The 19,870-nt window shown below is 73.0% G+C and carries 16 protein-coding genes; 6 read left to right on the forward strand and 10 right to left on the reverse strand.

The genetic code is table 11. The annotated features are described in order from the left end of the window. Window positions 1–169 precede the first annotated feature (169 nt). Window positions 170–937: a TIGR02996 domain-containing protein gene (locus tag WMF27_RS06365; RefSeq protein ID WP_437761141.1), complete on the forward strand. Its 768-nt coding sequence runs from the start codon at window positions 170–172 to the stop codon at window positions 935–937. Window positions 938–977: 40 nt separating this feature from the next. Here the strand turns inward: WMF27_RS06365 and WMF27_RS06370 are convergent, their stop codons facing one another. The 7 genes from WMF27_RS06370 to WMF27_RS06400 all read right to left on the reverse strand — a co-directional run bounded on the left by WMF27_RS06370 (window position 978) and on the right by WMF27_RS06400 (window position 8,571). After that, entirely contained in the window at window positions 978–2,768 is a 1,791-nt protein-coding gene (locus WMF27_RS06370) for a hypothetical protein (protein ID WP_437761140.1), read from the reverse strand. Window positions 2,769–2,770: 2 nt separating this feature from the next. Beyond that, window positions 2,771–3,580: a hypothetical protein gene (locus tag WMF27_RS06375; RefSeq protein ID WP_437761139.1), complete on the reverse strand. Its 810-nt coding sequence runs from the start codon at window positions 3,578–3,580 to the stop codon at window positions 2,771–2,773. 72 nt (window positions 3,581–3,652) lie between these two features. After that, window positions 3,653–4,300 carry a peptidoglycan-binding domain-containing protein gene (locus WMF27_RS06380; RefSeq protein ID WP_437761138.1) on the reverse strand — a complete coding sequence of 216 codons (648 nt, stop codon included), beginning with the start codon at window positions 4,298–4,300 and terminating at the stop codon, window positions 3,653–3,655. A gap of 103 nt (window positions 4,301–4,403) precedes the next feature. Continuing rightward, complete coding sequence (locus WMF27_RS06385; RefSeq protein ID WP_437761137.1) at window positions 4,404–5,135, reverse strand: hypothetical protein; 732 nt, start codon at window positions 5,133–5,135, stop codon at window positions 4,404–4,406. Between the two features lie 3 nt (window positions 5,136–5,138). Continuing rightward, window positions 5,139–6,464, reverse strand: a complete 1,326-nt coding sequence (locus WMF27_RS06390; protein ID WP_437761136.1) for a PAAR-like domain-containing protein — start codon at window positions 6,462–6,464, stop codon at window positions 5,139–5,141. Next, window positions 6,461–7,552, reverse strand: coding sequence for a beta-ketoacyl synthase N-terminal-like domain-containing protein (locus WMF27_RS06395; protein WP_437761135.1), 1,092 nt, complete (start codon window positions 7,550–7,552; stop codon window positions 6,461–6,463). The genes WMF27_RS06390 and WMF27_RS06395 overlap by 4 nt, the downstream gene beginning before the upstream one ends. After that, the gene (locus WMF27_RS06400; protein WP_437761134.1) at window positions 7,549–8,571 is read right to left on the reverse strand and encodes a DUF2169 family type VI secretion system accessory protein; all 1,023 of its coding nucleotides are present in this window, start codon (window positions 8,569–8,571) and stop codon (window positions 7,549–7,551) included. The genes WMF27_RS06395 and WMF27_RS06400 overlap by 4 nt, the downstream gene beginning before the upstream one ends. A gap of 139 nt (window positions 8,572–8,710) precedes the next feature. Between WMF27_RS06400 and WMF27_RS06405 the strand changes: the two genes are divergently transcribed. The 4 genes from WMF27_RS06405 (at window position 8,711) to WMF27_RS06420 (ending at window position 14,291) form a co-directional block, all read left to right on the forward strand. Continuing rightward, entirely contained in the window at window positions 8,711–10,873 is a 2,163-nt protein-coding gene (locus WMF27_RS06405; protein ID WP_437761133.1) for a type VI secretion system Vgr family protein, read from the forward strand. A gap of 91 nt (window positions 10,874–10,964) precedes the next feature. After that, window positions 10,965–12,221: a TIGR02270 family protein gene (locus tag WMF27_RS06410; RefSeq protein WP_437761132.1), complete on the forward strand. Its 1,257-nt coding sequence runs from the start codon at window positions 10,965–10,967 to the stop codon at window positions 12,219–12,221. Window positions 12,222–12,299: 78 nt separating this feature from the next. Further along, entirely contained in the window at window positions 12,300–13,628 is a 1,329-nt protein-coding gene (locus WMF27_RS06415; protein ID WP_437761131.1) for a DUF2169 domain-containing protein, read from the forward strand. 99 nt (window positions 13,629–13,727) lie between these two features. Continuing rightward, entirely contained in the window at window positions 13,728–14,291 is a 564-nt protein-coding gene (locus WMF27_RS06420) for a hypothetical protein (RefSeq protein ID WP_437761130.1), read from the forward strand. A 49-nt stretch (window positions 14,292–14,340) separates the two neighbouring features. Here WMF27_RS06420 and WMF27_RS06425 read toward each other — a convergent pair whose 3' ends face one another. Together WMF27_RS06425 and WMF27_RS06430 are read right to left on the reverse strand one after the other, a co-directional pair. Further along, window positions 14,341–15,285 carry a serine/threonine-protein kinase gene (locus WMF27_RS06425; protein ID WP_437761129.1) on the reverse strand — a complete coding sequence of 315 codons (945 nt, stop codon included), beginning with the start codon at window positions 15,283–15,285 and terminating at the stop codon, window positions 14,341–14,343. Between the two features lie 141 nt (window positions 15,286–15,426). Next, on the reverse strand, window positions 15,427–17,262 hold the full coding sequence (locus tag WMF27_RS06430) for a vWA domain-containing protein (protein WP_437761128.1): 1,836 nt from the start codon (window positions 17,260–17,262) through the stop codon (window positions 15,427–15,429). A gap of 112 nt (window positions 17,263–17,374) precedes the next feature. Between WMF27_RS06430 and WMF27_RS06435 the strand changes: the two genes are divergently transcribed. Further along, entirely contained in the window at window positions 17,375–18,394 is a 1,020-nt protein-coding gene (locus WMF27_RS06435; RefSeq protein WP_437761127.1) for a lipoyl protein ligase domain-containing protein, read from the forward strand. A 6-nt stretch (window positions 18,395–18,400) separates the two neighbouring features. On the opposite strand, the gene WMF27_RS06440 is transcribed toward WMF27_RS06435, so the two are convergent. Next, window positions 18,401–19,858: an aminotransferase class V-fold PLP-dependent enzyme gene (locus WMF27_RS06440; RefSeq protein ID WP_437761126.1), complete on the reverse strand. Its 1,458-nt coding sequence runs from the start codon at window positions 19,856–19,858 to the stop codon at window positions 18,401–18,403. Window positions 19,859–19,870: the final 12 nt, after the last annotated feature.

Here is a 19,870-nt window from a genome sequence, read left to right on the forward strand (position 1 = left end):
GCGCGGCGGCGCGAGCGGAGCTCGCCGGGGCCGCGCGGCCTGACCGCCGGGCCGTCCCGTGAGTGTCGGCTCTTGCCCTGTGAAGGCGCGAGGGCACGCCGATGCTCGGCTCATCGATCGCGGTTGGCGCGGTATGCGAGGCCGTGTAGGCTCGGCTGCGTCGAGCGCCATGACGGATGAAGCGACACTCTTGAAGGCGGTCCTGGACGCGCCTGACGACGACGCTCCCCGGCTCGACTACGCCCGGTGGAGCGACGCCCAGGGAGACGCCGTGTCCGTCGCGCGGGGCGAGCTCATTCGAGCCCAGATCGACCTCATGCACACGGCCCCGGAGGTCATCAAGGCCGGCCGCGCGTTCGGCCTCCAGCACCGGATCTGGGAGCTCATCGAGCGCCACGGCGCCTCGTGGGCAGGGGCGATCGCGGGGTCGGTCGACGCGGTTCACTTCGTGCGGGGCTTCGTCGGCTGGATCAAGCTGAGCGCTCGGCGCTTCCTCGACCATGGCGATAGCATCATGGCGCTGGCGCCCGTCCAGCACCTCGATCTGACGGACGTCCGCGACGTCGACGAGGCGCTCTTCGACTCGCCGCTCTGGTCCCACATCCGGTCATTGTCGATGGACGCGTGTGGCCTTCACGACCTGCACCTGCAGTTGCTGGCCGCGTCGCCTCACGTCACCCATTTGCGCTGGCTCTCGGTGGCGGACAATCACTTGACGCTCGCCGCCGCGGAGGCGCTCGCCGCGTCGCCCTTCCTCCGCGATCTCCGGTATGTCGAGCTTCGCGGTAACCCGACCGACCCCGTGGAGCGCCTCGGGTACGACAGCGGCATCGTCGTCGCGAGCTGGATGCCCCCGGAGGGCAAGGACATCGAGGCGCGCTTCGGCCACCAGCCGTGGCTGCATCGGGATGTCATTCCCGGCCGATTCGAGGTGTAGGGCGCTGGACGCGCGTGCCGGCTGCCCTGCGACTGGCCTGCTACGGGTAGGCGAATCGCAGCTGGGCCAGCCTGACATCCTGGCTGTTACAGACGGTCTGGAGCTGAAGTAGGTTGAGATAGCCGTTGTTTGTGTTGCGCTCCGCGATGAGGCGCCCCGCGAGATCTGCGCCCACGACCGCGGTGAGCTCGTCGAGGGTCATGGTGTTGACGTTCCTGTTCGGGTTGTTCTCGGTGAAGTAGCGGTTCGCCAGCGCGGTGTTGATACCACAGATGATGAAGCCGTCGGGCACCGCCGACACGGGCAGCGTCGCGTGAAAGTTCCACATTCTATCCTTCGGCGTGTTGCCGTGGACGTTCCGCGTGCCGATTCCGTACCCGGGATAGTTGTTGCACGCGGCTCCGAGGATCCGCACGAGGTGGTCTGCCGTCTCGAGGGCGACCAGCCGGCCTGCCTCCTCCACGGCCTGAAAGACCAGGTGATGAGCGAAGGAGCGCGGGTGCCCGACCGCGTCCGTCTCCTGCCCGTTGGGGATGACCAGGCGATCGTACTCGCGAGACTCCACCACCTCCAGCCCGGCGACCTCCTGCTCGTACTCGTTCGACAGCGTCCAGCGGGCCTCCTGGGCGTTCAACGGGCTCCGGTTGGCCCACCAATCACGGATGTTGTTCTCCCCCGGCGCGGCCGCCAGCCGCACCTCGACGGCCTCGTCGGCTGCCGCGGCACTGGCCAGGATGGCGCCGCGCCCCATGCGGGCACGCCTGGAGGAGGCGATCAGGTCGTCCTCACCGTCGATGCCGACGTCCCGGCGTCGCGCCGGCTCACGCGCGACGTTCGTGTTCGGGTCTTTCAGGAAGGTGATGTTCCTCGGGTTCTCGAAGATAGCCATGAGGCCCGCGCGGCCGAACCAGTCGAGGGCGCATTGCCTGTTTCGTGCCTTCTCCGCCGCGTTGAGGCCCACGCCTCCGCCGGCGGTGACACAGACCCTTTGTCCAACGTTCCACACCACCTCATCCCGGATCGCGTCCACGCCGTTGAGCGTCCTGCGATTGCGCCATCGCTCGACCAGCGACCAGACCTCGGGGCTGAGCCACGGGGGAGTCCGCGCGCCGGTGGTCTCGGCGCTGTCCCCGTCCCGGGGCGGCACGACGAGCGGGCGGCCCGGGCCGGTGCAGATGTCGATCTTCGCGGCGTAGACCAGGCGGGCCGTCCCGTGCGCTGGATTGTACAAGCACAGACGATATGGAGCCTCGCCGTCTGCGAAGGCCGGCCACGGGTCCTGGATTCGCAGATTGATCGCGTCGCGAACCGCGCCGCCGCCCTCCTCGGCCGCGATCCGGGCGTCGATCGCCTCCATCCCCGCGCGCGTCTGGATCAGCCCGACCCACTCCTCTGCGACCCCGGCGTCGAGCGTGTCGAACTCTGCGCTGATCTGCGCGCCGAAGTGCTGGGAGTCGAGGCCGCCGTCGATCGCGTTCCCTCCCACGGAGGGTTGATTGGCGAACGCCGGGAAGCTCAGGAGGTGATTCGGCTGGCCCAGGCCGTGCCGCAAATACCTCGGCCAGGGGTTGGGAAAGCCCACGTGGAGGACCTCGTGCTCGCCGAGGCGACCCTGCCCCCACGCGGACTCCACCAGCGTGCGGTGGTTGACCACCGCCATCGGTCCCCGGCCGACGATGACATAGTGAATGGTCGGCAACTGTTCGTTGACGACGTTGCCGTCCTCGAGGCCGGCCTCCACGTCGCGCGCGTCGTCGCGGGGGTCGTCCCGGACGAGGCGGCGCTGCTCCGCCTCGTCGTTGATGTCGCTGGTCCCGCAGCAGCACCCCATGGCTAACCTCCCGATGTGCGCGCGTGCATGAGCCTGTCGAGCCTCGTATAGCGGCGGAGGGTCTCGATGGCCCTCTCGTGGAGCTCCCACCCCTGCGGCTGAGGACGCGGGGCGGCCTCGGTGGCGAGCGCCTCGGTGGCGAGCGCCTCGCTGGCGAGCGCCTCGCTGGCCCAGGGGTGAAAGGGATCTCGATCGAAGCCGCTGCCGAGCAGGAACATGAGCCCGAGGTACACGATGACGGCCGGCCCCGCGGTGAGGCCGTGCTGCCTGGCAGCGCTCCGCGCGCCCTGGATCAGCCGCTCCACGGAGTCGTCGCCGAGAGCGTCGTATTTCCGGCGATACAGCTGCCTCAAGAAGCCGCGCAGCCCGTCGTCGCTGTCGTCATGGGCCGCGGCGATCGCCTCGAAGCCGCGGGCGTCCGACCAGGCCAGGGCGCGCCTGTAATACTCGCCTCTCTGGCCGACGATCGGCTGCATGCGCCGCACCGTCTCGGCGAGCAAGCCGGTCATCGCGTCGGCGCGGCTCGCGCGGGCGCTCTGGCCGAGATGCTCGCCCGCCCATGGGAGCTGTGGATCTTCGTCGAAGTGGCTCCCGAGGAAGACCATCAAGCCCACGAAGGGGCGGACCTCCGCCGCGTCTCGAAAGCCGTGGCGGGCGGCGCGAGCGATGCCGACGTCGATGGCGCGGCGGCTCCGGGGATCGGTCAGGACGACGCAGTGCTGCGGGTAGCGCCGCCAGAGGTAGCTCAAGACGTCCTCGCGGAGCCTCGTGTAGGCCGGGCTGCCGGGGGCGTGAAGCTTCGTCGAGCGCACGGCTCAGGCTCCGGTCCGGGGCTCGGGGTTGCCCGAGCGGCGCTCGCGAGGAGAGGCATCGGCAGGCATGGCTCAGCTCGAGCTCGTGTGGAGCTCGGACAGCGCCGATGCCGTGGCCTCGTCGGGCTTGCCCGTGGCCTCGAGATCGTGATCGCGCTGGAAGCGCTTCAGCGCGGCGATCGTCGCGGCGTCGAGCTCACCATGGCGCGGACCGCTGTAATAGCCGAGGTTGGCCAGGCGTGCCTGGATTCCGTCGACGTCTCGGGAGGGGTTGAGCGTCCGTGGAGCGATGTTGTAGACGTGCACGTCGTCCCCCTCGCCCACCGTCAACCTCGCGCGCGGCATGTCCGGGGGGACGAAGGCCTCGACCAGCCCCTGGGCGCTCGTCGTTCCCTCGATCTTCCGGTCGCCGTACGTCAGGACGTAGGGGAGGTTCGCGAGCGGTTTATCCATCACGAGCAGCCGCAGGCGCAGCTTCGCGGGCACGCCCTTGCGACGGAAGGTGTGCTTGGCGCCCGTCGCGGCGCTGACCTCTCGCAGCGTCAGCGCCGGGACGTGGACCACGTCGCCCGGTCGGAGCACGAAGGGGCTGTCGCGAGACTCCTTCAAGGCGGCGTTCTCGGGGTGCGACCAGAGCGTGTTCCAGAAGAACCCGTTCTCGAAGGCGATGCTCGACATGCACTCCCCTTGCTTGACGATGTGCTTCTTCGCGGATCCCACCTGGACCTCCTGCCACGCGCCAGCGTCGATGATAGACGCCCGCGCCGGAGGGCGTCCACGGCGGCGCGTGGCGGCCATGTCGTTCATGGCGAGGCGCGCGCCGCTAGACCGCGCCTCGCCACCGCGCCAGCCCGGCGGCGTCCTCGATGACGGCCTCGAAGCCTCGGAGCTTCGCCGGATCGAGGAACCCGACGCGCAGCGAGAAGCCCGGGTCGTCAGGGCGTCGGTAGAGCAGGATGCCCGCGTCGTGCCGCTCGAACAGGAGGCAGCGCCGCGGATACGGGAGCCGCGTGAACCCCAGCCGCTCGAGGATGACGGCCACGTCCTCGGCGCGCGGAGGCGCGCCCGCCGGCCCGCCGGTCGAGAGATATCCGGCGCGGTGAGGGAAGATCGGGAGGTGGACGTTCGTCATGGCCAGCACGAAGAGCATCTCCCGGAGGCTCACGAACCGCCGGGTGAGGCGCGTCGTCCACGTCTGCTCGCCGAAGGGGAAGCGGACGACGTGGCAGTCCTCGGCCTCGGACGGGGCGTCGAGATCGAGGAAGTAGTGCTGCCCGTCCGGGGACGCGTCGCCGAAGACGTAGAGAAAGCGGCGCGGCGGCATCCATGGAGCGAGGGCGTAGAGGTCTGCGATCTTGGAAGGGTGGTACTCGTGAAGGCCCTCGAGGAGCGGCCCGCCCTCGGCGCCCATCGCCAGCGCGAACGCTCGGTAGAAGCCCGGGCAAGGGCGGCCGAAGCGGTCCTCGAGCTCGTCGAGCCGCCAGCCGTACACGCCCTGGACCCGGCCGCGGTACCCCGGCGCGTAGCGGTCGAGGAGCGAGAGGAGCTCTTCCATGGCTCAGGAGCACTCCTCTTGGTTCTTGCAGAGCATCTCCGGGATGAGCTCCTGGCAGGTCTCGCACGAAGGCACCGACTCTTTGTGCCGGAACTCCTGCAGGTTCCTCGATTTCTCTCCGTCTTTCGTCTTCGTGTACGTGACCTTGACGGTCACGTTGAGCGGCGAGTACCACTTCTCCGACATGGTCTTGACCTTGTGTCCCCCCGCGCCTCCTGCCTCGAGGAGCTTGGGAGCGGCGCAGTCCCAGGCGTTGCGGTTCAGCCTCTCGAGGGCGCCCTTCTGCCGGTCGCTCTGCGTGAAGCCGTCGACGAGCACGAACTTCCCGGTGGCCTTCACGGCGTCGCTGAAGCCGGGCGTGACCTTGCCGGAGGCGGCCGCGAGCATCTTGGGGGCCTGGCTGCACTTGCAGATACACGCCCCGATCATATAGGGCTTGGTGTACGTGCCGGTCCTCTCGTCCTCGCCGAGGACAGGGGGCTTTGCCCCGAGCTCGTCGTTGATCTTGCGGAGCTCTTTCGTGAGGTCCTCGGTCGCGACCTCGGCCTCTCGCCTGAGGGCCTTGATCTCGTCCCGCTTCGTCGTCACCTTCTTCTGGGCCTCGTTGTAGCTCTTGCCGAGCTCGGCCTTCTTCTCCTTGGGCGCGTTGTCGAGGTCCGTCTTCACGGATGCCGCAGCCGTCTCCAGCTGATTCAAGGACACGCTCTGCTCATCGATCTTGCGCTCGAACACGGCCCGCTTCTCCCGCCGTTGCTCCACGAGAGCGAGGTACTTGCGCAGGAGCTCCTCTTGCGCGCGGAACTTTTTCTCGAGCTCCGCGAAGAGGGCGAGCAGCGTCTCGACGACCGCGCTCGTCTCGTGAACGCGGTGGTTGTCCAGCGCCTGCCGGCACACCACGCACGGCGCGTCGTCGCCGTAGGCCAGCCCCGTCTGCCCGTTCGAGATGAACGCGGTGTTGAACGTGTTGCCGTTGTGCATGGTCGGGTCGAGGAACCGGACCACGCCCTTGCCCTCCACCTTCACGTCCGTGCTCGACCCGCTCCAGGTCAGCTTGCCCTTGATCTTCGACGAGATGACGCCCCCGGCCGACCCCGGCTCGTCGCCCGTGCTCGTGCTGAGCTCCGAGCTCGCGAGGGCCACGGGGTTGCCCGCGATCGCCGTCTGCTTGCTCCCCTTGGCGAGCATCGCGTCCTGCGCCGTGTTCACGAACGGCGTGGGCACCGGGCCGGCCGGCGTGGGCACCTTGCAGACGTCGGGCGGCGCCGCGATGTGCGTGAGCCCGTCGCCCTGGTGCAGGACCAGGCGGCCGTTCGCGAAGACGTTGCTCATCGCTCCTCCCTTCCTCGGGCCGCGACGGCCCCTTCCACCACGCAGGCCCCCACGCGCCCCCCGCGGCCCCGCGCGCCGTCCGCGCTGCCGTACACGAGCGCGCGCGGCGCCTGCCCCGGAGGGAGCGCGCGCCGCCGCCGCCTCTGGAGCGCCGCGGCCAGCATCACCGGCGCGGCGCCCGCGCCCGCGTCGCCCAGCCACTCGCCCGCGGCCGACAGCGCGAGCGGCTCCGGCATCAGCGCGGCGTTGCGCAGGTACGCGCGCGAGAGCTCCGTCGCCCAGAACGAGTCGCCTGGCTGGCAGCTCATCACCTCGTCCACGCGCCGCGCCCCCGCCGCCGCGTCCCCCCGGAGCGCGCGGAAGACGCCCGTCAGCCCGTCGGCCGCGCTCGGTACCTGCGACGCGAACGGGGCGGGCTCGGCCCCCAGCGCGACGCCCAGCACCACGCCCAGCGCGTCGAGGCCCATCGTCGCCGCCGCGCCGGGCCGCGCCAGCACGACGAACCCCGCCGCCTCCCCCGGGACGCGCCCGTCGCGGTTCTGCGCGCCGAGGTGCAGCCGCGCCGCCGAGAGCGCCGCCAGCGAGCCCGCGTCGCAGAGCGAGTCGACCGCGCCCACCACCGCCAGCGACCCCGCCCGGCCCGCGCGCAGGTCCTCGATCGCCGCGGAGAGCGCCTCGAAGAAGCCCGCGCGCCCCGCCTCGTAGGCCCCGGCGAGCTCGATCGCGCCGCGCGCCCCGGCGCGCCCCGGCGGCCTCGCCAGCGCCGAGAGGAGCGGCTCCCGCGCGATCTCCGCCCCGAGCCCCGGCTCCGGCAGCCCGAGGTAGAGCGGCGCTCGCCCGGGGAGGGCCTCGAGCCGTTGCCGCAGGCCGTCGAGCGCGGAGCGGCCGAGCCCGATCATCCGCTCCGTGCGGGTGGACGTCGGATCGAGCGTCGAGAGCCGCGACGCGCGCACGGGCTGGCCGGCGCCGTCCCGCACCGAGGTCTCCGCGAAGCGGGCGAGCCCCGCCCGCATCGACGCGAGCGTCATCTCCGCGGTCGTCCCGACCGGCGTGCACAGTCCGAGGCCCACGACGCGCTCGCCGCTCACGGCGCGTTCTCCCACGGCTCCAGCAGGCGGACCGTGGTGGCCTCGTGCCCGGCGAGCTCGCGGTGGGCCACGAACGTCGCGCGGTAGACGAGCGAGACGCGCCGCTCGTCCGGCTCCAGGTAGACCGAGTCGAGGGTCATGAGCCGCCGCACCACGCGCCGCGCGAAGGCGCACTTCGCGACCACCCGGCACACGGGCAGCGAGAACGCGAGCGGGCCGTCCGGCGAGACGCCGTCGAGCACGACGGGCTCGCCGCCCCGGAGGTGCGGCGAGGCAGAGAGGCCGCGCGGGGCCGCCTGGAAGAAGCGCTCGTCGAAGTCGGCAGGCCAGAGCGGGGCGCGCCGCTCGATCCACGCCGCGTCGTACGTGCCCCCGAGGGCGAGGCGCGGCTGCCAGCTCCGGGCCACCGGACCGAAGCCGCACGGCGGAGGCCGGTCCGACCAGCGCTCGATGGGCGCGGCGGGGTCCTCGATGAACGGCAAGGGGCGGTCCTGCGCCTCGCGCTCGCTCGCGTGGAGGCCCATGCCCACCGGGTTGCGCGCATCGTATGCGCCGGCCGCCGCCCCGCCGAAGCTCTGCTCGTAGCGGAGCGGCATCGACCGGAAGGGCTCCGGGATCGAGGCGGAGAGCCCCGCCACGCCGCGCCGCCAGACGCGCGCGCCGAACACCAGCGCCCGCTTCTCGAGCCGGCCTACGCGGATCGCGACCGAGGCCGTGGCCGCCCGCCGCCCGCCGGCGGTCCATGCATGGCCATGGAGCAGCACGTCCGTGAGCGGGCGCGTGTACGCGGCCTCCGATTCATAACGAAGGCTCGACGCCCCGGGCTCGCCCCAGTACTCGTCGGCCGCGCGCGGCGCGGGCTGCTCGTCGCAAAGGCGCAGCGGCCCCGCGGCGGGCCGCCCCGGCGCAGGCAGGACGAAGCTGCCGGCGGCGACGACGACGAGGCACTCCGCCCCGTCCCGGGTGAGCGACGGGAAATCGGCGGCCGCGAGCGGGGTGAGGTTGTCGAGGGCGGGCATCCAGCCAGTGCGCGGTGAGCATTTCATACCCGTCCGGGCAGCACAAGCAGCTCGACATCGCGCCGCAGGGAACATGTATCATCGGAGCGCTCGCGCGCGCGCGCTCCCGTGCGCTCGCCTCTCGGGAGGAGCGGGGCACGTGCACACATTGCAGATCGAAGGGTTCAGCGCAGATCTCCGGATCGTCCATTTCGAGGGACAGGAGGCGATCTCCGAGCTCTTCCGGTTCGATATCACGCTGGTGAGCCTCGATGGCGACATCGCCCTCGGCGATGCGGTCGGCAAGCGCGCGTCGCTCACGTTCCGGGCCAACGAGGACGTCCGCCACGTCCACGGGATCATCGCCCATTTCGAGCTGGGAGAAGAGGGGAAGAGGCTCACCGCCTACAGGGCCGTGCTGGTGCCCGACGTCTTTCGCCTGCTCCACCGGCGCGACAGCCGCATCTTCCAGGAGCTCTCGGTCCCCGACATCCTGAAGAAGGTCTTTGGCGCCGCCGGGGTCGCCTCCGACGGCTGCCGCTTCTCGCTCCAGAAGAGCTATGCGACCCGCGAATACTGCGTGCAGTACCGCGAGAGCGACTGGGCCTTTGCCTGCCGGCTGATGGAGGAGGAAGGCATCTCCTACTGGTTCGATCACGACGCCAGCGCGCACGTGCTCGTGCTCTGCGACGCGCCCTCGGCCCACCCCCCGATCGACGGCGAGGCGACGCTCGTTTTCCGCCCGCCGCTCGGCGCGCTCATCAGCGGCGAGCACGTCTCCCGCTTCCGCTATGCCGAGCAGCTCCGGCCCGGCAAGGTCACGCTGCGTGATTACAACTTCAAGAAGCCGGATCTCTCGCTGGAGAGCTCCGAGCAGGGCGAGCGCGACGACGATCTCGAGATCTACGACCACCCCGGCGACTACGACGCGCCGGGCGCGGGCCGGGAGCGCGCGCGCGTCCGGCTGGAGGAGCTCGCGGCGAGGCGCCGCACCGCCGAGGGCGAGGCCGTGTGCCCTCGCCTGCTCGCCGGCCGCACCTTCTCGCTCGCCGAGCACCCGAGCGACGACATCAACCAGTCTTATCTCCTCGTCCGCGTCGAGCACAGCGGCCACGAGCCTGCGATGGATGCCGTGGCGAGCGAGGGCAGGTCGCCCTGTGAAACCCGGTTCCAGGCCATCCCCGCCGCCGTCCCGCTCCGCCCGCCGCTCATCACGCCGAAGCCCTCGATCAGGGGCGTCCAGACCGCGATCGTCACCGGCCCTGCGGGCGAGGAGATCTACACGGACGAGCACGGGCGCATCAAGGTGCAGTTCCACTGGGACCGGCAGGGCAAGCGGGACGAGCGCAGCTCGTGCTGGATCCGGGTGAGCCAGGCGTGGGCCGGCGGCGCGTGGGGAGCGGTCATCCTGCCGCGCATCGGCCACGAGGTCGTTGTCGACTTCATCGAGGGCGACCCGGATCGCCCGCTCGTCGTCGGCAGCGTCTACCATGGCGCCAACGTGCCGCCGTACCCGCTGCCCGCCGAGAAGACGAAGAGCACCCTCAAGTCGAACAGCTCGTCCGGCGGCGAGGGGTTCAACGAGCTCCGCTTCGAGGACCGGAAGGGCTCCGAGGAGATCTTCCTCCACGGCCAGAAGGACTGGAACACCGTCGTTCGCAACGACAAGACTCAGGAGATCGGCCGCGACGAGGCGCTCCACGTCGTCCGCGACCGGACGAAGCGCGTGGACAACGATCAGCGCGAGGCGGTCGGCGGCCACAAGACCATCGAGGTCAAGAAGACGCACACGGAGAGCATCGGACAGGACGAGCGCCTCGACGTCGGCGGCGACCGGAGCGTCTCGGTGTCGGGCGGCCATACCGAGTCGGTCGGCAAGGACCAGTCGGTCGACGTGCGTGGCGGCCAGAGCGTCTCGATCGGCGAGTCGGCGTCGATCTCGGTCGCCAAGAGCAAGACCGAATCCGTCGGCGAGGCGAGCGACGAGACGGTCGGCAAGAACAAGTCGGTGAGCGTGGACGAGGCCTACGCCATCACGGTGGGCAAGGACATGACCGTCACGATCAGCAAGAGCGCGAAGGATGAGGTCGGCGAGAACAAGGCGATCATCGTGGGCAAGGAGCTCACCATCCAGGTCGGCGACGCGCGGATCCTGATCAAGAAGAGCGGCGACATCGTTGTGCAGGGAAAGCAGCTCGTCGTGAAGGCCGACGGCCCGATCCAGGTGGAAGGGCAGAAGCTCGCGGTGAAGTCCGGCGGCGACGTGAGCGTGCAGGCCTCGGGCAACGTGAGCGTCAAGGGCGGCAAGATCGGGATGAACTGAAGGCGAGCCCGATCGATGCCCGCGGGTCGAGCGGAGGAGAGCGCATGGAGAAGCGAGCGAGCGGTGGGGGAGGGGGGGCGGCGGTGGCTGGATGAGCTCGACCCTGGAGGCCTCGCTCTGCGAGGAGCACGCAGACCAGGCGGCGTTCCTGTGGCTCCTCCGGGACCGCGCCGCCCGGAGCGCGGCTTATGACCTCGATGACCTGGCCGAGCTCGACGACCGGCTGGAGGCGCACCTCGACGGGCTCAGGGTGGCGGGAGACGCGGGCTGGGAGGCGTGCCGCGCGCTGCTCGAGCGGGCCGAGGGGGGCGAGGTGTTCGGCGCGGCGGTCGTGGCCGTGCATCGCTGGGACCTGCGGGGGCTCGCGCGGGTCCTCGACGTGGGCGGCGGCGCGCCGGACCTGTCCCGGGGCATCGCGTCGGCGCTCGGGTGGACGCCGATCGAGCGCGTGCGGCGCCTGCTGCCGGGGCTCTCCTCCGGCCGGTGCCCGCCGGCGCTGCAATGGCTGGGGATCGCGGCGTGCGCGGCGCACGGGGAGGACCCGGGCGCGCCGCTCGGCTACGCGCTGCTCGCAGGCGACGCGCGGCTGCGCGCGCGAGCGCTGCGGGCGGCGGGGCAGCTCGGGCGGGTCGACCTGCTCCCGGAGGTGCGCGCGTCGCTCCGCTCCGACGACGAGGCGTGCCGCTTCTGGTCGGCGTGGTCGGCGGCGCTGCTCGGCGAGAGCGCGTCCGCGCAGGTGCTCTGGGAGCTCGCGGGCGGAGACGGGCGGTTCGCAGCGGCGTCCGCGAGCATGGCGATGCGGCGGATGGACCTGGCCGCCGCGTCCACCTGGCTGCGCGCGCTGGCGAGGTCCGCTCGGGACCCGCGGACGGCGGTGGCGGCGACGGCGGCGCTTGGCGACCCGGCGGGCGTGCCGTGGCTCCTGGAGGTCGCGGCAGATCCTGCCCTCTCGCGCCTTGCGGGTCAGGCCATCGCGCTGATCACCGGGCTCGATCTGGCGGCAGAGCACCTCGCGAGGAGGGCGCCCGACGGGCTCCGGGCGGGGCCGACGGACGATCCGGACGACGAGGACGTGGCGGCGGATCCGGACGAGGACCTCGCATTTCCCGATGTCGCCGGCGTGGCCGCCTGGTGGCGCCGCCGCGCGGCGGAGTACAGGCCGGGGACGAGGTACCTGCTCGGGCGGGCGATGACGCGAGAGGGGCTGGAGACGGCGCTGCGGGGAGGCAACCAGGTCGCGCGCGGGGCCGCGGCGGTGGAGCTGAGCTTGCGGGAGCGAGGGCGGAGGGTATTCGAGGTGCGGGGGCCGGGCTTCGCGCAGCAGGAGGCGCTCGGGCAGCGCGGATAGCGAGCGCTGCGCGTGGCGGAGAGGGCGGCGCGCGCCGTCCTCGCGCCGGGATGACGCGGTGTGGTACTGGGATGGACCGTGCACCGCGCTCGATGGCCTGTCGCTATCACGTCGCTGGGCCGCGCCTCGGCGGCGACGCTGGTCTGGCAGCTGCGCGGGCAGCGGTTCGTGACCGCGGTCGTCAAGGCGACGTTCGGGCTCGTCGCCGAGGGCACCGTGACGCTCGGCGAGCCGGATCCGATCGTGCCCGGCGAGGTTCCGGATCCCTCGGGCGTGGGGCTGCGCGCGGCGGGGGATCTGGCGCCGTACCTGCGCGAGGCGGACGTGCTGCTGACGGGGCACGCCGAGGTCCCTCCGACGGTCGCCGGCGAGATCACGGTCCGGCTGGCCGTCGTGCAGGAGGGGGCGCTGCGGCTCGACCGATGTACGGCGCTCGACGGGCCCGCGCCGGGGAGCGAGGGGCAGCGGCGCGTGCGGGTGGACGGGATGGGGCCGCTGTCCCGCCGCTGGCCACGGCGCGAGGCGCTGCTCGGCGCGGCGGATCCCAGGCGGCTCGAGGGCGTGGAGCTGGAGGTGCCCGAGGGGCTCGACTGGGCGTACTTCCAGGCAGCGCCGGCCGAGCAGCGGATGGAGGGCCTGCGAGGGGACGAGTGGGTCGTGCTGGGAGGCATGTTCGCGCAGCGGCCGCGGCTGCGGACGCAGCTCGCGGGGGCGCGGGCCGTCGCGCGGCTGTTCCGGCGCGAGGAGCGGGCGCCGCGCGGGGGAGCGGCGCTGGCCATGCGTGCCGACACCCTGCAGATCGACGCGGACAGGCGGTGCTGTTCGGTGGTGTGGCGAGGCTACACGGCCGTGGCGGGCGAGGATCTCGCGGCGCTCCGGATCGTGGCAGGCGTGGAGCTGCCAGGCGAGCCGCTGCGGTGGGTCGACCCCTTTGCGCAGGAGGCGGGGCGATCGGCCACGCCGTCGGCGGTGGCGCCATCGCGCGCGATGCTGCCGCTGCCCGTCGTGGCGGAGCAGGTCGAGGACCATCCGCTCGAAGGGACGATGGCCCCGCTGAGCGCGCGCGCGCGCCGTCCAGCGACACCGTTCGAGGCCCCGCCCGCGCTCCCTCCGGCCCCGCAGCCGGCCGGCCCGGCGGCGCCGCGGGCGCCCAGGATCCAGGACCATCTGCTCGAAGGGACGATGGACCCGCTGAGCATGCGCGCCCGCCGGCCAGCGACGCCCTTCGAGGCCCCGCGCGAGCTCCCTCCGGCCCCGCCGGCGCCGCTCCAGGCGCCCGCGACCGCTGACCCCTCGCGGCCCGACGCCGCAGCCCCGCCGGGGCCGCTTCTGGGGCTCACTGCCGAGCCTGCGGGCCTCGGCGACGCGTTCCTCTCCGCCATGGCCGAGGCGGGCGCCCTGCCCTGACGAGCGCGCGCCAGGCGCCGGACGGCCCCCTTCCGCGGGGCTTTTCTTGCGGGAAGCCAGGCTGTACGCTCGAGCGAGCCCGGGAAGGAGCATGGTGGTTTGAAGCGGCTGCTATCGCTGGGTCCGCGGCGCTTCGCGATCGAGCCCTCCGACGGCCGCGAGGGCGGCGCGGACCTGCTCCACGCTCGCGCGAGCGCGGCCGCCTGGCTGCGCCAGCTCTTCGCCGAGCCCCACAACCGCCCGGCGCTCCGGCGGCTGCTCGATGACGCCGCGCCGGCCAGCGTCGTCTACCGCCTGGCCGACGCCGACGTGCTCGACGCGCTGAGCCGGCTGTTGCTGAGCGGACGGGTGCGGCTCCGCGAGGCGCCCCTGCCCTGGCTGCCGTCCTACGGCGGCGACGCGGCCGACGCCGAGGAGCCGGCGCCGGCCAGCGCCGCCCCGCGCGCGCCGAGGACCGAGCTCACCTGGATCGAGATCCGTCTCCTCGGCGAGGATGACCGGCCTATCCCGTACGAGCGCTACCGGGTGGAGCTGCCCGACGGCTCGATCCGGGAAGGATCGCTCGACGACGAGGGCCGCGCCCGCCTCGACGGCATCGAGGCGGGCGCGTGCCTCGTCACCTTCCCGGCGCTCGACCAGGAGGCCTGGGAGCGCGTGGGATGATGCTCTTCCCGCCTTCTGGTTCCACGTGGAGCGCTGCCTGCCGCGGTCCCTACGCCCCCCGCGGCTGCCGCGCCGCGGCCGTCGCATAAGGCGGCTCGCGGCCGGCGCGCACGGCGGCGAGATCGGCGCGCATCGTCCTCGCGTCGGGATAACGCTCCTGCTTGAGGAAGGCGAGGGCGCGGTCGACCACGGCGCACAGGCCGGGCGGCGCCGTGGGGGCGTGCATCGCGAGGGGCGGCGCCTTCTCCGTGGCGACCGCGATGAGCAGGCGCGCGTCGTCCAGGTTGCCGTGGATCGTGCGGCCCGCGAGCAGCCGGAACATCGTCGCTCCCAGGCCGAAGAGGTCCGTCCGGCCGTCGATCTCGCGGATGAGGCCCAGGGCCTGCTCGGGCGCCATGTAATCGTCGGTGCCGATCGACACGCCCGTCGCGGTCTTCGTCATCTCCGGCACCCCGGCGACGTCCTCGAGCAGCGGGTCGAGGACGCGCGCGAGGCCGAAATCGAGCACCCGCACGCGCCCGTCGTTGCCGATGTGGAGGTTCTCGGGCTTGAGATCGCGGTGAACGACGCCGTGCTCGTGCGCCACGATCAGGACGTCGAGGACCCGCTCGCCGAGCGCGATCACCTGGCCGACAGGGAGCGTCCCGTGCCGCGCCATGCGGTCGAACACGGTCTCTCCCTCGAGCACCTCCATGGCCATGTAGACAAGGCCGTCAGCCGTGGCCGCGGCTTCCAGCACCTGGGGGAGCCCCTCGCAGAGCGGCGCCACGGCGGCCAGCGCGCTCCCGATCGGCCCCTCGCGCAAAAACCGCTTTCGCACCGCCTCGATCTCGGCGAGCTCGGCGTGCAGGACCTTGACCGCCGCCACGCACCCGTCAGCCCGGCGGCAAAAGAAGACGCTCGCCATGCCGCCGACCCCGAGGACGCTCTCCACCGCCCAGGGGCCGATCCGCGTGCCGACGCGCTGCTCTGCCAGCTCCTCTTCGGTCACCATGGGGAGATGCTACCACCGGCGGCTCCCCGCAGGGCCTCGTCCCGCAGGGGCTCGTCCGCGCCCCTCTTGCAGGGCCCCGTCCGCGTTCCTCGGGGCGAGGACTGCGCTCTTGCGGCGGAGAGGACAAGCAAAGGCTGGTGGTCAGCGCCCCGTCGACGTCCCCGACTGAGCGAGCGCCTGGACCGCTCGCCATAGCTGGGTCACCACGTCGCGATCCAGGCCGACGGCAGAGAGCTTCCCGAGGCACCCGGCGCAGATGTGACCGGCCTGGAGCTTGATAGCCACCTCGGCCTTCTGCTGGCAGAGGTCGAAGAGGCAGGCGAGGGTCTCGGTGTGCAACAGCTTCGCGGGCTCATAATCGGCGGAGAGGGCGTGAAGCCCGTAGAGGAGCAGCTCGTAGGCCACGAAGGACGCGGCTGGCAAGGAGATGAGCTGATCCAGGCCGGCCAGCGAGATCACCGCCGTCCGGTGTCCCGGATGCCAGTGCGAGAACCAGCGGTCCGTCAGGGGCTGCTCCACGAAGACCACCTTGAGGGCGCCGGGGTCCAGCGAGTCCGCGTCGGCGGCCAGCTCGTCCTCGTCATGCTGCGAGAGCGGACCGGCAGGGAGCGGCGACCCCGGGAACGTCACGTCCACGTCGAAGGCCGGCGCCCCCCTCACACCGCCGAGCGCCTGGGATGCCGTTTGGAGCAGCGGGGCCAGCCGGGCAGCCGTGGAGACCCCGAGGACCCGAGGGCCCTGCCTGGCGCGGCCGCGGCCGCCCATCTTCATGGCCATCATCGCGTCGTAATAATGGCTCTTCTTGCTCAGGGAGGACATCGGCCTGGAATAGGCGTCCCGCTCGGCGTCGAGCCGGTCCGCCTCGGCCCGGATCTCGGGATCCCCGTCGGCGTAGCTTCGTAGCCGGCTGGCCGCGTCGGCCAGCGTGGACGCGGCGTCCTGCCACCGGCGATCGTCGTTGAGCCCCAGGGCCACCCGGCGAGCGCGGGCGGCGTCGAGCGCAGCCGCGGCCCGGAGCACCTCCGGATCCGCCGGCTGGGCGCGGACCTGCTCCTCCGCGACCCGAGGCCATGCCAGCGTCCAGGGCTCCTTCGACAGCGCGCCGTCCCGGTCCGTGAGCGCGACGTCGACCACGAGCGTCTCGGCGATCGCGCCGGCGGGGAAGCGCAGCCGGAACATCGGGGCCAGCACCCTCCCGCCTGGGAGCGAGCCGAGCGAGAAGGAGCAAGTCCCGCCGTCGCGGGTGCAGGGGTAGTCATTGAGCGACGCCACCTCGACGCCCCCGGGCGCGCGGATCACGAGCGCGGCGTCGCGGGCGACCACGGAGAGCACCTCGCCGATTTCCCGGCCGACGAAGCCGGGGAGCTCGTCGGCGCGCGCGGCGAAATAGAAGTTGCCGCCGCCCTCCTCGGAGAGGCGGCCCAGGAGGAATTCATTGAAGCCCTCGCCCAGGCCAATGGTGCTGGTGGTCACCCGGCGCAGCCGCTGGGCGCGGGCGCGGGAAGTCAGCTCGTCGGGCGAGGTGATCCCGTGGTTGGCCTGGCCGTCGGTGAGCAGGAGGACGCGGCCGATGGCATCCTCGGGCAGGTGCGCGCTCACCTCGGCGCAGCCGCGGAGCCAGCCGCCGCCCAGGTCGGTGTTGCCTCGCGCTGTCACCGTGTCGAGCGCGGCCTCGGCGCGGAGCCGCGCCCCGGGCGTGGCCTCGGTGGAGGGGATGGGCACCTCGACCTGGTGGTCGAAGGTGACCACGCTGAAGCGGTCGCCGGGCTGGAGGGTGCGGATGGCCTGGCGAGCAGCTTCCAGCGCGAGCCGGAGCTTCTCGCCGGACATGGAGCCGGAGCGGTCGATCACCAGCGAGAGGTGGACAGGCTTGCGGGCCTGGCTCCCCTCGGGCCGGGGTACCGTGATCTCCACCCGGAGCAGTCGCTCCGTGGGCCCGGCGGGGAGCCATGGTCGATCGGGGCGGGCGTTGAACATGGCACCATGGCACACCCCGCCCCGGGCTGCCGTCAACGGGTCGATGGCTTCCGCAGGCCGGCAGATCGCCGCATCGCCGCGCGCCGAGCTTCACGCCAAGGAGACTCCCTCGATGCCCGCCATGCACTCGCTCCCGCCGGTTCACCGTCCTCTCGAGGACGCGCTCGCGCTCGGCCCCGCGCTGCTCGCGCGCGCCCGCTCGGCAGAGGCGGCGCCCTGGCTCGCCGCCAGCCTCGTCGAGGGGCCCGCCGTGGTGCTGGGCGCGGCCCAGCGCGCAGCGCGCGTGGTCGACCTCGCGGCCTGCGCCGCGCGCGGCGCGAAGGTCCTGCGGCGCGCCACGACCGGCACCGCGGCGTTCCTCGGCGGGCGCGGCGTCGTGTGGACCCTCGCGCTGCCGCACGCCGCCGCGCTCGCGCCCGACGCCACGGCCCGGACGGTCCTCAACCGCAACGTGCGCGGCTTTCTCAAGGGCTTCTCCCGCGCCGGCGCGCCCGCGCATTACTTCGGGCGGGAGTGGATCTCGCTGCAGCACCGCCCCGCCGCGCTGCTCGGCCTCGACGCCACGCCGGACGGCGCGGTCCTCATCGAGGTCTTCGCGGGCCTCGACGCGGCGCCCGCGATCCCCCCGGAGCTCGCGGCGCCGGACGAGCGCGTCATCGACCGCTGGCTGGGCAAGGCCCCGGCCGCGCTCTCCGACGTCCTCCCGGCGCGCCTCTCGCTCGAGGCGCTCGCGCGCGCCGTCGTCGAGGGGGTCGCCCTCCGCGCCGCGCTCCCGCGGATCGACGGCGGCGAGGCGCCCGAGCTCGCGGCCGAGCGCTTCCAGCCCATCACCGCGCCCGACGACCCGGTGCCGCCGGGCGCCTCCGCCGCGGCGCTGGCGCGCGTGCCCATCGGCTGGATCGAGGCCGCAGCGCTCTCCAACGTTCCGCACGTTCCGCACGTTCCGCCGGCGCGCGCGTGGCTCGGCGGCGACGTCCTCACGGCGCGCTGGCTCCTCGACGCGCTCGGCCGGGGGGATGCGCCGGCGCGCGGCGAGGACGTCGACGCCTCGCCGCTGGAGGGGGCGACCCTCGCCGACCTGCGCGCGCTCGCGCGGCGCGCGCTCGCCCTGGGCCGCGCGCCCGGGGGCTGATCCGCCTCAGAGGAGCGCCTGGCACGGCGCGAGCTGGCTCGTCAGGGGCCCGAGCGCCGCGCCGGCCGCGCCCCCGGCGAGCAGGCCCGCCAGCGCAGGGCGCGGGCGAGGATCCGGATCGGGGACATGCCGCCCTCCGTCGAGGCGATAGCGCCAGCGGGGACCCCGGGCGACGAGATCGGCGATCGCGAGGAGGAACCGGTCGATGTCCGCCGCGCTGGTGCCAACGCCGAAGCTCGCCCGCACCGCGAGGGGCACCGCCGCCGCGCTCCCGCTCGCCTCCGGCGCGCGCTCCCCGGCGAGCGCCGTCATGAGCGGGTGCGCGCAGAACGAGCCGTCGCGGACACCGATGCCGTGCTCGGCGCTCAGGGCCGCGGCGACAGCGCCGGGATGGAGGCCCCGCACATTGAATGTCACGACGCCGATCCGCGGGCTCTCCGGGCCCCACATCGCGAGGCGCTCGACCCCGGGCACGGCGCCGAGGCCGCGCGTGACGCGGTCGAGCAGGCTCGCCTCGTGCGCCGCCACCGCGGACATGCCCACCTCGGAGAGCGCGCGGCACGCCGCCGCCAGCGACACCGCGCCGACCACGTTGGGCGTGCCGGCCTCGTGGCGGGGCGCGCCGCTCGCCCATTCGACGCCGTCGTGCGTGACGCGCCGGACGGCGCCGCCGCCGGCGAGGTAGGGGCGCGCGGCGTCGAGCCAGTCGCCGCGGCCGACGAGCACCCCGCCGCCGAAGGGGGCGTAGAGCTTGTGACCGGACAGCGCGACATAGTCGGCCCCGATCCCGGCGAGCGCGATCGCGCGGTGCGGCGCGAGCTGGGCCGCGTCCACGGCGAGCCGCGCGCCGTGGCGATGGGCGACCGCGGCGAGCTCCGGGAGCGGCCACAGCTCGCCCGTGACGTTGCTCGCCCCCGTCACGGCGAGCAGCCGATGGCGTGAGGGCACGCCGCGCAGCGCATCGTCGGCCCGCGCGATCGCCTCGTCCGCGCTCGCGGGCACCGGGAGGACGACGGACCGACCGCGCCGCCACGGCAGCTGGTTCGCGTGGTGCTCCGAGGCGAACATCACCACCGTCGTGTCGTCGGGCAGCGCCGCGGCCAGCAGGTTGAGCGCGTCGGTGGTGTTCCTCGTGAACACCACCGTGTCCTCGTCGCGCGCTCCCACGAAGTCCGCCACCTCCTGGCGAGCGGCGGCATAGAGCTCCGTCGTCACGGTGGACGCGAACCCCGCCCCGCGGTGCACGCTGCTGTACCAGGGCAGCAGCGCCGCGACCGCGTCGAGCACCGAGCGCAGGCACGGCGCGCTCGCCGCGTAATCGAGGTTCACGTAGCCCACCTGCTCGCCGGTGACGAGAGGCACGGAGAGGTCCGCCCCGACGACGGGCAGAGGGAGCGCGCCGAGGGCAGGCGACGCCGGCGCGCCCGCGTCAGGGCGAAAGTCCACGATGGAAGCGAGCGACATATCACCTCACGA

Origin of the sequence: Sorangium sp. So ce281 (assembly GCF_051527395.1) — a bacterium.
Lineage (GTDB): Bacteria > Myxococcota_A > Polyangia > Polyangiales > Polyangiaceae > Sorangium > Sorangium cellulosum_B.